This window comes from Ideonella sp. P3_A4, from assembly GCF_056403075.1.
In genome coordinates this window covers 1-12,558 of sequence record NZ_JBFUGE010000150.1, presented here as the reverse complement: position 1 = coordinate 12,558, position 12,558 = coordinate 1, and the positions used below count along the sequence as shown (strand labels likewise).

15 protein-coding genes are annotated in these 12,558 nt (G+C 66.9%); 12 read left to right on the top strand and 3 right to left on the bottom strand.

Annotated features, from left to right (window positions below):
* Positions 1 to 604 (bottom strand): pseudouridine-5'-phosphate glycosidase (locus AC1DYI_RS15135; RefSeq protein ID WP_477204952.1); only part of this gene is annotated, 604 nt, incomplete at its 3' end.
* Positions 605 to 607: 3 nt separating this feature from the next.
* On the bottom strand, positions 608 to 1,210 hold the full coding sequence (locus AC1DYI_RS15130) for a DUF938 domain-containing protein (RefSeq protein WP_477204951.1): 603 nt from the start codon (positions 1,208 to 1,210) through the stop codon (positions 608 to 610).
* Between the two features lie 190 nt (positions 1,211 to 1,400).
* Here AC1DYI_RS15130 and AC1DYI_RS15125 point away from each other — a divergent pair, with 190 nt between their 5' ends.
* From AC1DYI_RS15125 to AC1DYI_RS15105, 5 genes are all read left to right on the top strand, one after another.
* Positions 1,401 to 2,600, top strand: a complete 1,200-nt coding sequence (locus AC1DYI_RS15125; RefSeq protein ID WP_477204950.1) for a cation:proton antiporter — start codon at positions 1,401 to 1,403, stop codon at positions 2,598 to 2,600.
* Between the two features lie 106 nt (positions 2,601 to 2,706).
* Entirely contained in the window at positions 2,707 to 3,324 is a 618-nt protein-coding gene (gene pssA / locus AC1DYI_RS15120; RefSeq protein WP_477204949.1) for a CDP-diacylglycerol--serine O-phosphatidyltransferase, read from the top strand.
* 168 nt (positions 3,325 to 3,492) lie between these two features.
* The gene (locus tag AC1DYI_RS15115) at positions 3,493 to 5,202 is read left to right on the top strand and encodes a sensor histidine kinase (RefSeq protein WP_477204948.1); all 1,710 of its coding nucleotides are present in this window, start codon (positions 3,493 to 3,495) and stop codon (positions 5,200 to 5,202) included.
* A 340-nt stretch (positions 5,203 to 5,542) separates the two neighbouring features.
* The gene (locus AC1DYI_RS15110; protein WP_477204947.1) at positions 5,543 to 5,767 is read left to right on the top strand and encodes a DUF1161 domain-containing protein; all 225 of its coding nucleotides are present in this window, start codon (positions 5,543 to 5,545) and stop codon (positions 5,765 to 5,767) included.
* 28 nt (positions 5,768 to 5,795) lie between these two features.
* Complete coding sequence (locus AC1DYI_RS15105) at positions 5,796 to 6,329, top strand: hypothetical protein (RefSeq protein ID WP_477204946.1); 534 nt, start codon at positions 5,796 to 5,798, stop codon at positions 6,327 to 6,329.
* 19 nt (positions 6,330 to 6,348) lie between these two features.
* Here the strand turns inward: AC1DYI_RS15105 and AC1DYI_RS15100 are convergent, their stop codons facing one another.
* Complete coding sequence (locus AC1DYI_RS15100) at positions 6,349 to 6,708, bottom strand: PilZ domain-containing protein (RefSeq protein WP_477204945.1); 360 nt, start codon at positions 6,706 to 6,708, stop codon at positions 6,349 to 6,351.
* A 59-nt stretch (positions 6,709 to 6,767) separates the two neighbouring features.
* On the opposite strand from AC1DYI_RS15100, the gene AC1DYI_RS15095 reads away from it, so the two are divergent.
* From AC1DYI_RS15095 to AC1DYI_RS15065, 7 genes are all read left to right on the top strand, one after another.
* Complete coding sequence (locus AC1DYI_RS15095; RefSeq protein WP_477204944.1) at positions 6,768 to 7,406, top strand: hypothetical protein; 639 nt, start codon at positions 6,768 to 6,770, stop codon at positions 7,404 to 7,406.
* Positions 7,407 to 7,592: 186 nt separating this feature from the next.
* Positions 7,593 to 8,345, top strand: a complete 753-nt coding sequence (locus AC1DYI_RS15090) for a spermine/spermidine synthase domain-containing protein (RefSeq protein WP_477204943.1) — start codon at positions 7,593 to 7,595, stop codon at positions 8,343 to 8,345.
* Between the two features lie 20 nt (positions 8,346 to 8,365).
* Positions 8,366 to 8,623 carry a ribbon-helix-helix protein, CopG family gene (locus tag AC1DYI_RS15085; protein WP_477204942.1) on the top strand — a complete coding sequence of 86 codons (258 nt, stop codon included), beginning with the start codon at positions 8,366 to 8,368 and terminating at the stop codon, positions 8,621 to 8,623.
* 107 nt (positions 8,624 to 8,730) lie between these two features.
* Positions 8,731 to 9,525, top strand: coding sequence for a YoaK family protein (locus AC1DYI_RS15080; protein WP_477204941.1), 795 nt, complete (start codon positions 8,731 to 8,733; stop codon positions 9,523 to 9,525).
* 106 nt (positions 9,526 to 9,631) lie between these two features.
* Entirely contained in the window at positions 9,632 to 9,835 is a 204-nt protein-coding gene (locus AC1DYI_RS15075; RefSeq protein WP_477204940.1) for a hypothetical protein, read from the top strand.
* Positions 9,836 to 9,850: 15 nt separating this feature from the next.
* Positions 9,851 to 10,231 carry a cupin domain-containing protein gene (locus AC1DYI_RS15070; RefSeq protein ID WP_477204939.1) on the top strand — a complete coding sequence of 127 codons (381 nt, stop codon included), beginning with the start codon at positions 9,851 to 9,853 and terminating at the stop codon, positions 10,229 to 10,231.
* Positions 10,232 to 10,311: 80 nt separating this feature from the next.
* Positions 10,312 to 12,558 (top strand): ATP-binding protein (locus tag AC1DYI_RS15065; RefSeq protein WP_477204938.1); only part of this gene is annotated, 2,247 nt, incomplete at its 3' end.

The window sequence follows — 12,558 nt, the reverse complement described above, 5'->3', positions numbered from 1 at the left end:
CATCCAGGTCCAGCCCACTGTCGCGGGTGAAGAAAGCCGGCAGGCGGTGGGTGCGGTAGCCGAGCACCGGCACGCCGTGGGTCTCGAGGTATTCGAGCGTCAGCCGCAGGTCGAGGATGGATTTGGCGCCCGCGCAGACCACGGCCACCGGCGTGCGGGCCAGCTCCTGCAGGTCGGCCGAGATGTCGAAGCTGGTCTCGGCGCCACGATGCACGCCGCCGATGCCGCCGGTTGCAAACACGCGAATGCCTGCCAGCGCGGCCACGATCATCGTCGCGGCCACGGTGGTTGCACCGGTGCCGCCGCGTGACACCAGCAGCGCCATGTCGCGCCGACTGACCTTGGCGACCTCGGTGCCGCTGCGACCCAGCCGCTCGATCTGATCGGAAGTAAGGCCAGCTTTCAGGCGGCCATCGATGACCGCGATCGTGGCCGGCACCGCGCCATGGGCGCGAACCTCGGCTTCGACGGCCAGCGCCGTCTCGGCGTTCTGCGGCCAAGGCATGCCGTGCGAAATGATGGTCGATTCCAGCGCCACCACCGGGCGCTGGTCGGCCAGCGCGGCCCCCACGTCGGGGTGCAGGTCGAGCAAGGCGTTGTTCATGGGTCAGGGCAGACGGCGAAACGCCAGCAGCTGGTTGTTGGCCGGCATCGGCAGGCGCTGGTCGAAGGCCAGGCCCACAGCCGCGGCGGCCTCGACCACATCGGCCAAGCGGCGCAGGCCCCAGCGCGGGTCGCGGGCCTTCAGGTCCGCATCGAAGGCCAGGTTGCTCGGCGCCGTCGGCTCGCCGTCGATGACGAAAGGTCCGTACAGCACCAGCTGGCCGCCAGCGGTCAGATGGTTGGCGGCACCGCCCATCAGCGCGGCACAGGTCGCCCATGGCGAGATGTGCAGCATGTTGGCGCAGTAGACCGCATCGAATGTGTCCAGCGTGTCGGGCCAGGGCGCCAGCACATCCAGATGCAGCGGCGTGCGAATGTTGGACAAGCCCGCGCATTGCGCGGCGATGCCGGGCAGGGCGGTCGCATCGCCATCGGTGGGTTGCCATTGCCAGTCCGGCTGTTGCGCCGCGAAGTGGGCCGCATGCTGGCCCGTGCCAGAGGCCACTTCGAGCACGCGAGCTTCGGTGGGCAGCCAGCCACGCAGCGCATCAAGGATCGGCGCCTTGTTGCGATCGGCGGCAGGGCTGAAGGGTGGTGGGGTGCGCACAGTTCGAGTGTTAGGTTGATGATGTTCACCACACTGTACGGCGAGGCGCCATTGACTTTCGTCACGCTGCGGCGAACGTTACATCTCACTCGTGCAAACACTGGCTTGGCGCCCAAAACCGCGGTCATTACGCTCGACCACGTCATTGTCTGTTGTCTGGCCCGCCGCTGTCCTGCCCGCCTTCTCGTCCATGAGCACGACCGAACTTTTTCTGATCGCGATGCTGATCGTGTGGACCTTGCCGTACCTGGTCTGGCGATTGGGCAAGACGGACTACTTCGCGCCGCTGATGGTGGTGCAGGTCGTCGGTGGCGTGCTGCTCGGCCCTGGTGTGCTGGGCAAGGCGCTGCCGGACGCATACGGCTTTGTCTTCACGCCGGCCGTGATCCAGTCGCTGAACGGCATCGCCTGGTGGGGCGTGATGCTGTTCGTCTGGCTGGCGGGCATCGAGCTGGACCTGAGAGCCGCGTGGACCCACCGGCGCGAAAGCGGCTTGACGGCCGGGCTGGCGCTGGGCGTTCCCTTGGTCGCGGGCAGCGTTGTCGGGCTGGCGATGGTCGAGCTGCCGGGGTGGATGGGCCCCGCGGCGCAGACCTGGCAGTTTGTCGTGGGCGTGGGCATGTCCTGCGCGGTGACGGCGCTGCCGGTCCTGATCCTGCTGATGGACAAGCTCGAGATCCTGCGCCTGCCGCTGGGCCAGCGCATGCTGCGCTACGCCAGCCTGGACGACATTGCGATCTGGGCCGTGCTGGCTGTCATCCTGATGGACTGGGAGCGCGTCGGCCGGCAGGTGGTCTTCCTGCTCGGCTTCGCGGTGGCCACCTGGTTGTTCCGCCGTTTGATGGTGACGCTCAAGGAGTCGGACCGTTGGTATGTCGGCCTCGTCTGGCTGGTGGCGGTGTCTCTCGGGGCCGACTGGTCAGGCCTGCACTTCATGGTTGGTGCGTTCCTGGCCGGGGCGGTGATCGATAGCCACTGGTTCCAGACCCGCCAGCTCGACGAGCTGCGGCGCATCCTGCTGCTGATCCTGATGCCGGTGTACTTCCTGGGCACCGGCCTGAAGACCAACTTCGGTGTCGGCGGTTCGATGGTCTTCCTGGCCGCTGCGGTGCTGCTGGCGGCGTCGATCTTCGGCAAGCTGGCCGGCCTGTCGATCGCCGGCCGCTTGCTGCGCTGGCAACCGAACGAAGCGTCGCTGTTCGGTTGGCTGCTGCAGACCAAGGGGCTGATCATGATCGTCTTTGCCAACGTGCTGCTGGACAAGCAGATCATCACGAACGAGACCTTCACGGCGCTGCTGCTGATGGCCATCGGCAGCACGATGCTGACGGTGCCGCTGGTCACGCCGATGCTGAAACGGGTGGTCAACATGACGGCGCGGCCGGCTTGAGCGGGGCTGTTGCGCCGCAGCAAGCATTGGGCCGGGCCGGGCCCAAAACAAGGTTGGCGGCCGAGCTTTGGCGGGCCGGGCACGCAGATTGCACTAAGCTTGCCGCATGAACCGACCCAAACCTTTCTCGATGATCCGCGAGTTCCACCTCGCCGATTGGTTCACGCTGGCCAACGCAGTTTGCGGCGTGGGCGCGTTGTTCTCCGTCATGTCGTTCTTGCAGACGCGCGGCATCTTCCACATCTACTTTGCCTGCGCGCTGATCTCGGCGGCGCTGGTGTTCGACGTGCTCGACGGGCRCATTGCCCGCTGGCGCCAGCGCAGCTCGGCGATGGGCCGCGAGTTGGACTCGTTGTCCGATGTCATCTCGTTCGGTGTCGCGCCGGCCGTCATCGCCTACGGCTGCGGCATGCAGGGCCTGTACGACCGCCTGGTGCTGGGCTTCTTCGTCGCCTGCGGTGTCTCGCGCCTGGCGCGCTACAACGTGACCGCCGAATCACTGTCCGACGACGCCGGCAAGGTCAAGTACTTCGAGGGCACGCCGATCCCGACCTCGCTGGTGCTGGTGCTGATGCTGGCCTACGCGGCCTGGCAAGGGGCGATCGGCGAACAGCTCTGGTTCGGCTTCACGAAGATCGGYGGCTTCACCTTGCACCCGCTGGTGCTGGCGTTCGCCGTGTCGGGCTCGTTGATGATCAGCCGGATCCGGATTCCGAAGCTTTGAGGCCCGGGTGTCCTGTCGGGACACCGGCCAGCATGTTTTCGGGCGGCTTCCCGTGGACGCTCCGGCGCGTTAGAGTCGGCCTGCACCGGATCGCCGGCGACGACGAGTTGACGGCGCGATCGTTGAAGGGATGGATCGCAGCCCACCGCGGCCACTGGAGGCCCGCCCTTGAACGCCCCACTGCCAGAAGACGAAACTCGGCGGCTGCAGGCCCTGCACGCCTGCCTCGTGCTCGATACAGCGCCGGACGCCGTGTTCGACGATGTCACCGCTTTGCTCTCGCAACTGCTGCAGGTGCCGATCTCGCTGGTGTCATTGGTCGACGAATCGCGCCAGTGGTTCAAGTCGCACCATGGCTTGGGGTTGGCGTCGACCCCGCGTGAGTACGCCTTCTGCGCCCACGCCATCCTGCGGCCGAATGAGATCTTCGAGATCCCCGACGCCCAGCTCGACCCGCGCTTTGCCGACAACCCGCTCGTCACCGGCGAGCCGCACATCCGCTTCTACGCCGGCGTGCCGCTGATCAGTGCCGATGGCCACGCGCTGGGCACGCTCAACGTCATCGACCGCCGGCCGCGGCAGCTCGACGACGCGCACAAGTTCTTGCTGCGCACGCTCGGGCGGCAGGTGTCGGCCCAGCTGGAGTTGCGCAAGGCGCTTCATTCGATCGCCGGACTGGCCGAGGAACGGAGAGCCTCGGAGGCTCGCCTGCGCGCCGAGTACGAGGTGATGCTGGCGCAAGAGCGCAGCATGCGTGAGCAACTGCGGGCCAGCGAGCTCCGGTTCAGGACACTGGCGGACCTGTCGACGGTCGGCATCGGCGGCAGTGACGACACCGGGGCCGTCGTCTATGTGAACGACCGTGCGGCCGAGATCGTCGGCGTTCCCCGCGACGAATGCCTGGGCGACGGTTGGGGGCGCCACCTGCACCCGGATGACGCGGCGCGGGTGCAGCAGGCGTGGTCGGACGCTCTGGCGCACCGGCGCCCCTATCGCGATGAGTTCCGCTTCCTGCACCCGGACGGCCGGGTGGTCCACGTGCTGGGCGAAGCGAAGCCGCTGCCGATGGCCCAACCGGGCGAGATCAGCTATGTGACGACGGTGATCGACGTCACTGCCGTCAAGGAGCTGGAGCAACACCGTCTTGCTCGCGAGGCCGCCGAGGAGGCGAACAAGGCCAAGAGCAGTTTCCTGGCCCGCATGAGCCACGAGCTGCGCACCCCGCTGAACGGCATCCTCGGCTTCGCGCAACTGCTGCAACTGGGTGAGGGCGGCGTGCAGGACGCGCGCCAGCTGCGCTTCGTGCGGCACATCGAGCATGCAGGCCAGCACCTGCTGGAGCTGATCGGCGAGATCCTCGACCTGGCGCGCATCGAGGCGGGGGTCGTGCCGCTGACGATCGAACCGACCCCGGTGGCCTCGGCCCTGGAACAGGCGATCGCTCTGGTCCACCAGCAGGCCGCGTCAACCGATGTGCAGGTGGTGATGGACCTGGGTCTGGAATCTCAGGCCAGCGTCCTGGCCGACGCCGTCAGGTTGCAGGAGGTGCTGCTGAACCTGCTGTCCAACGCGATCAAGTACAACCGCCAGGGCGGAACGGTCCGGCTGCGGGTACGCTGCACCGACGAGAGGGTGATGATCGAGGTCGAGGACACGGGCATCGGGCTGGACAGTGCCCAGTTGCCGCGCCTGTTCGAGCCCTTCAACCGCCTGGGCGCGGAGTCGACGGCGGTCCAGGGCACCGGGCTCGGGCTGGCGATCGCGAAGAACCTGGTCGAGTTGATGGGCGGAACCCTGACGGTGAAGAGCCAGGCGGGTGTCGGCAGCACCTTCACGCTGACCTTGCCGCAAGCCCTTGCGCCAGCGCAGTGCGCATAACGGCACCCCGGTGCGCACAAATGCACGCCCCCTAACTTGGCGACGACGCTTGCGGGTTCGCCCGCCCTGGCGACAGGCTGACGGCGGCTAAAGTCCAAACGGGCGCGTCCCAAACCGCGCTCCCTGCTTTTCCTCCCTGAGCAGGGCTTGGCGCGACGACAAGCGCCGGGCTTCTCGGCCCCGGCCATGCCGGGGCTGACTTTTTTGTGCCGGGCCATGCATTGAGGCCGGCACCGTCGCCAAGGCCCCACACGCTTCCAACAAAGCCTTGCCTGGTCGCATGGGTCGACTACCATCGCACCGCGTTTTTCGGTGCCCCTATCAACCCAGGAGATCGGTCATGAAGCTGGTGTCGTTGTTGGCAGTTGCGTTGGCGTTGGTGTCCCCCGCGGCGTTCGCCGGCAAGCCTTGCGAAGAGCTGAAGAGCGAGATCGCCACCAAGATCGACGGCAAGGGCGTCACCGGCTACGAGCTCGAGATCGTGCCGGCCGACCAGGTGGGCGACAAGAAGGTCGTCGGCAGCTGCGAAGGCGGCGCGAAGAAAATCGTCTACAGCAAGAAGTAGCGCGCCGCGCACTTCGTCCCATCAAAGAATGTCCACCGTCCAGGCCTGCGAACTTCCCCCCAATGCGTTGTTGCGCAGGTACCTGGACCAGGGCGCCTACGCCGATTGCTTCGTGATCGATGTCGACCACCCGCTCTCGCAGGCCGAGTACGTCGAGGCGTTCTACACCACGCGCGTGTTCAAGCTGGAGCGGCTGCTGCTGGCGTGGTTTGCGTCGCGGCCGTCGACCGACCGGCAGGTGCGCGATCTGGCCAACGAGCGGCTGAATGTGTTCGCCGCCTGGAACGTCGAGGCCCGGGTCGGCGGCCAATTGTTGATGTGCGACATGCACCAGCGCACGCGCTCATGGCTGATGTGCGCCCCGGTGGCGGGCGCTGCGGGCGGTGGTACGCGCCTGTACTTCGGCTCGGCCGTGGTGCCGATCAAGGATGCGCGGTCAGGCCAGGCCCGCATGGGCTTCGCCTTCCGTGCGCTGCTGGGGTTCCACAAGCTGTATTCAAAGGTGCTGCTGCGGGCGGCCGCATCGCGGCTGACCTCGGCCGCCGATCGACGGGGCCGCTGAGGCCTCTTGCGGCTCGGCGTCAAGAGAAGACGTACGACTCCAGCAGCTCCTTGGTGCGATGCGGCATGCCGAAGAACACCAGGCCCAGGCTGAAGCTGTCGGGGCCAGGTGTGCTGCGTACCACGCAGGCTTGCAACTGGACGGATCGCATCTGGCCGCTGACAGGCAGCGAGAAAGCCACCTCGCAGCGGGTGGCGGGCCGCAGGTCGGTGTCGCTGATCAGGTCGATCCCATGGACGCTGACGTTGGTCGTCGTGACCTGAATCGCCGGCGCGCTCACCGGCACCACAGCTGCCGCCACGCGCAAGGCCTTGCGGGGCTCGGAGCGTAGGTCTTTGGCAACGACCGAAGACCTGGATTCGAGAAAGGCAATGGTCATGGGGCGCTCGCAGGCGATGTGAACGGCCCCGACATGGGGCGCACGAGGAACCGTCAGCCGTGCTGGAGCAATTCCGGTGCCTGCCTCTTGTCGGGGCAGCCGCCGGAGCCTGGTGCGCGGCGTGGATAGGATTCAGGGGTTCAACGGCTCGGCAGTGCCTCGAATCGGCCGCCGGTTTTCAAGCATCCTTGCCTTCGCCCATGCGTCTCCTCGTCCTGTCGATTTCTCTTCTCCTGGCTGCATTCAACGCCCGCGCCGCGGAGCCCTTCACCAACTTCAACGTCGTTCTGCTGCAGCCGAGTTCGGTGCTGGAAGAGCGCGTGGCCAGCGTCGACGGGATGGCCGACTACATCAAGGCGATCGAAGCGGCTTCGCGTGAGGCGGTGGCGGCGAGCTCGGCCAGGCAATCGGTCGGCGGTTTCCTGGTCATCGCGGTCCGGCCGGGCCTGCAGTCCAAGGTCTGGCTCGACTTCGACGCCTTGCTGGACCTGGAGATCAAGAAACAGCTCACCGCCGCGGTTCAGGCGGTCAAACCGTTTGAGGCCCGCAAGGGCCCGGTGGTGTTTGCGCTGAAGGTCGCGATCTGGGGCGGCAAGGAAACCAAGCGGCCGGCACCCTTGCCAGCGGAGTGGAAGAGGGCCCAGCAAGGCGGCGCGCCGTTGGAAGTCGGCGAGCTGGTGGAGACGGTCTGGGATTAGGGCCCTTGGCCGGGCCCGGACGTCCCCACTGCTGAGTCAGCAGCTGCAGTAGCGAACCATTGCGCACCGACATGCCTGTCGGTGGCCGTTCCTGCGGCTTCCGCACATGTCACTTGCATTAACATGTGAGTATCATCCAAGGCGCATACTCATCGCCTTTGAGGCCACACGCACCTTCCGCGCCCCATGCCCGAAACTCTCGACGCCGCCGACCACGTCAAGCCCTTCGTCTATGAGAGCCTGACCTCCAAAGCGCTGCATTTCTCGATCAGCGCGATCCAGAGTCGCATGAAGCTGCGTGATCCCTACGCGCTGGACCTGGAGTACACGCGGACGATGATGGGCTTTCTGCTGTTCAACCCTGAACCCAAGCAGATCGTGATGATCGGGCTGGGGGGCGGGTCGCTGGCCAAGTTCTGCTACCACCACCTGCCGCAAGCGTCCATCCAGGTGGCCGAGATCAACCCCCACGTCATCGCGCTGCGCGATGAGTTTCATGTGCCGCCCGACGGCGAGCGCTTTCGTGTCATCAAGACCGATGGCGCGCAGTTCGTGCGTCACCGGGTGATCCGGCCTGATGTGCTGATCGTCGACGGCTTCGATACCGAGGGCCAACCGCCGCGCCTGGCCTCGCAGCGCTTCTACGACGACTGCTACGAGATGCTCCAGCCCGACGGCATCCTGGTGGTGAACCTGCACTACGGCCATCGACAGCGCGACGCGTTTGTCGAACGCATTCGTCGCAGCTTCGACGCCGCTGTGCTGCTGGTGGACGATGGCGAGCTGAGCAACAGCATCGTGTTTGCGTGCAAGGGGCATGCGCTGAGCCGGCCCAAGGGTGAAGCGTCGCTGCCGCCGCTCAGCCCATCCGCGAACGACCAGTTGGCGGAAGCTTTCGAGCTGATCCGGCGTGCCATGAAACCTCGCCGTCAAGCCTGAGCAGTCAAACCGAGAAACCCATGGAACTCAAGACCGCGCGGTTGACGCTGCTCATCGACCCGAACAAGAAGGCAGCCTTTGAGCAGCTGTGTTCTCAACTCGACCTCACGCCTTCGCAGGTGGTGCGGCAACTGATCCGCGACTATTTGGCCCAGCACGACGTGACCTACACGCCGAGCGGCCAGGAAGCGCAAGAAGCACGGGCAAGTGAGCAAAAAGGCCAGGCTGGCGCCGCCAAGAAATCAGCCAGGCCGGCAAAAGCACAGAGAGGCCGCTGAACATGAGTGGCACGCAACCGATGCGGCCGTCCCGCTAGCGCACGCCGTGCCAGACAGGGGCTGAAAGTCATGCAGCGCCGATGTTCAGTCGAAGCGGGAGCCAACGAATGCCGCTGAACTTTGCACGGCGACTCACGGGCCGCGAGCGAACCAAGGAGGCCAACAGTCGCCTCGGCATCGTCCTGGCGTTCGTGGCCGGGGCCATCAATGCCGGCGGGTTTCTCGCTGTGCATCAATACACCTCGCACATGACCGGCATCGTGTCGTCGATGGCTGATTCGCTGGTGCTCGGGTCGTACGACGTGGCGCTGTCCGGGCTGGGTGGCCTGTTGTCGTTCCTGTTGGGGGCCATGGCATCGGCGATGATGGTCAACTTCGCGCGGCGACGCCATCTGTCCAGCGAGTACGCGCTTCCGCTGCTGCTGGAGTCCCTGCTGTTGCTGTGCTTCGGCTTTGCAGGCGCGAGCCTTCAGGGCTTTGAAGGGCTCTTCGTGCCGGCAACCGTCATGCTGCTGTGCTTCATCATGGGCCTGCAGAACGCCGTGATATCGAAGATCTCGCGGGCGGAGATCCGCACGACCCACATCACGGGCACGGTGACGGACATCGGCATCGAACTCGGCAAGCTCGTTTACTGGAATCGTGCCCGGCACGCCGATCGTGATGTGGGCAAGGTGCTGGCAAATCGAGCGCGGCTGTTCACCCTGACGATGCTGGCCCTGGCATTTTTTGCTGGGGCGACCGCCGGCGCGCAGGGCTTCAAGACGGCCGGCTATCTGTCCACGGTGCCCATTGCGCTGATCCTGGTGGGGCTGGCATGCGTGCCTGCTGCCGATGACCTGGGACGTCTGGCCCGCTCGCGGCGGGTGCCCGCCTCTGACGGACAGAACGGAAGTCTCTGACCCGGCACGTGCAGCCGATGCTGCCCAAACGACGGCCTGTCGCTTGATGGCTGTGGCCAGATCGGCCGGATGCAGAATGGGCCCAGCGACACCTCTGGAGGACCTTGTGAACGCACTGATCCTGTTCGTTGGCTGGTGCATTCTGTTCGTGGTGGCCTGGCCGGTGGCCCTGCTGGCACTGCTGCTGTTTCCCCTCGTCTGGCTGATCGCCTTGCCGTTTCGGCTGCTGGGCATCGCGGTCGAGGGCGTGTTTGCGCTGCTTCGCGCCATCGTCTTCCTGCCCGCACGTGTGCTGGGCCATCGCGGCTGACCGGGTTCGCATCGGATGAGCCAGTTCGCCACTTTGCCGCTACCGGCCGCGCCCACGGTCACCGCGCCTGACGGGTCAGACGTGCGGGTCTTGCTGAGCCTGGCCGGTGGCAGCATGGCCCACTTCGAGTTGGCTGCGGGCCAGACATCACTGGCCGTGGTGCACCGGAGCGTCGAAGAGATCTGGTTCGTCGTCTCCGGCCGGGGTGAGATGTGGCGTCGCCAAGGTGAACATGAGGAAGTGGTCACGCTGGAGGCTGGTGTGTGCCTGACCATCCCCGTTGGCACGCATTTCCAGTTCCGCGCGTCGTCGACGCAATCGGTCGCGGCCGTGGGCATCACGATGCCGCCTTGGCCTGGTCCAGATGAGGCCGTYCAAGTCCCTGGGCACTGGTAGGCCTTGTTCCTGCAGGGGCGCAGACTGATGGGCTGGCGGGCTGTGGTGACAATGGCGCCCTCGTCGCTGCCCGCCTTGCCATGAGAGCCACGCCAGAGCCGTCGTCCCGTCCCGAGCCGTTGGCCGTGCGCTTCGGCGCGTTTGCATTGGATGAGCGCCAGGGGCGCTTGCTGCATGGCGTTCACGACATCGCGCTGGCGCCGCGGCCGTTGGCCTTGCTGTGCTGCCTGCTGCGGCATCCCAACCAGCTGCTCAGCCGCGAGGCCTTGCTCGACGCTGTCTGGGGCCATCGACATGTCAGCGCGGGGATTCTGAAGACCACGGTCCACACCGTGCGCGACGCGCTCGGCAACGATGCTCGCTCGGCAGACTGTCACATCGAGACGGTGCCTCGACGTGGCTACCGGCTGGTGGCGCGGGTCGAGCCCTGGGCGGCGATACCCAGCGCCCCAAAGCAGCCCACGCCCGCGAGCGTTGCACCGGTCACCAGCCTGATTGGCCGCTACACCGAGTTGGAGCGCCTTGCGTGCTGGGTCGGCGAGCACCGCCTGGTCACCGTGGTGGGCCTCGGTGGCGTTGGCAAGACAAGCCTGGTGCAGTGCTGGTCGGCGCAGACGACCCCACCGGCCGACGGGATCGGCTGGTGTGACCTGTCGGCGATCAGCCAGCCGTCGTTGCTGCCATCGGAACTGGCGCGTTCGCTGCGGCTGAACCTCGGGTCCCGTGGTACGGCAGAGGAGCTTGTCGCAGCCTTGAAGCCGCTGGCGATGGTCATCGTGCTGGACAGCGCCGAGCACCTCGTCGACGCCGTGGCGCGGCTGGCGCAGTCCATCCTTGCCGGTGCGCCGCGGGTGAGCCTGGTGGTGACCAGCCAGCTGCCGTTGCGCATCGCTGGCGAACAGCTGTTGCCCGTCGGCCCGCTATCGGTGCCGCCGGTGGGGCAGTCGGTCGACATGGCGCAGGCGTTGGGCTACGGCGCGGTCGACCTGTTGGTGCGTCGCGCAAAGGCCCTCGACCCGCAGTTCGAATGGACCGCCGAAGTGGTCGAGCCGATCGTTGACATCGCGCGCCGCCTCGACGGACTGCCGCTCGCGCTGGAAATGGCGGCAGCGCGTTTGCCCATGTTCGGCCCGGCCGCGCTGGCAGGCGCATTGGCCCAGCGCCTGCAGGTGTTGACGCTCGCGGCACGCACCGCGCCGCCGAGGCAACACACACTGCGGGCGGCACTGCAATGGAGCCACGACCTGCTGGCGCCGGCTGAGCAGGTGGTCTTTCGCCGGTTGGCCGTGTTCGTCGGCCCGTTCACGCTCGAAATGGCTCAGGCGCTCGCCGGCGACGATGCGCTCGGCCTTTGGCAGGTGTTGGACGCGTTGAACGAGCTCGTTGATCGCGCCCTGCTGGTGGCCGAGAGCGAGCCGCGGCGATTTCGCTGGCTGGAGTCGCCTCGCGCGTTCGCTCTGGAGCAACTGGCTGCGGCGGGCGAAGACGGGGCATGGCGTGAGCGGCACGCTCGCGCCGTGGCCGGGCGCTTCGACACCATCGCCGCGGCGGCCTATGCTGGCGAGCGCCTGATCGATGAAGCGCTGGCCACCCTGCGCCCGGAACTCGGCGATGCCCGAGAGGCGATGGCATGGGCGCTCGAAAACGAGCCGGCCACCGCAGTGGCGCTGATGGCCGCCTTCAATTTCGCCGCGCAGCGCGACGGCTGGGCCGAGCGGCAGCGGCTGTGGCTGACCACCGAACTGCACGTCACTCCACAGCTTCCCCTCAACCTGCGGGCGCGCTGGGCGCTTGGCGCCTGTCGCTTCTGGGGCGGCAGCCCCGAAGCAGCACGCCGCAGCGCCGAGGCGGCGGCGCTTTGCCGCTCGATCGGCGATCAAGTGGGGCTGCACCGCGCGCTTTGGGCAGAGTTGAGCGCGCTGGCAGATGGTGAGGCTCCGCAGGCCCAGGCGCTGCTTGCAGAACTGCGCTCCATTCCGCGATCCTTGCTGCCGGCCTTTTCGCTCTTTCAGGGGCACTACTGCGATGGCGCTCGGCGGCTCCGTCTGGGCGACATGGCTGGCGCGATCACCGCCTATCGCCAGGCACTGGCCCACGCCGCCGAAGCCGGCGATTCGGTCGGTGCCATCGACGTGCGCATCGCACTGGCCGACCTCGAACTCGCCGCGGGGAACGCCCACGCCTCGATCGCTCTGTGCCGCGGGCTGGTCGAGCAGCTGCGCGGTACCCGCCACCGCTTCCAGCTCGGCTATGTGTGGCTCAACCTGGCCGCCGCGTGGCTGGTGGCCGGCAACCCGGCAGAGGCCCGCATAGCCGCCGGCGAAGCC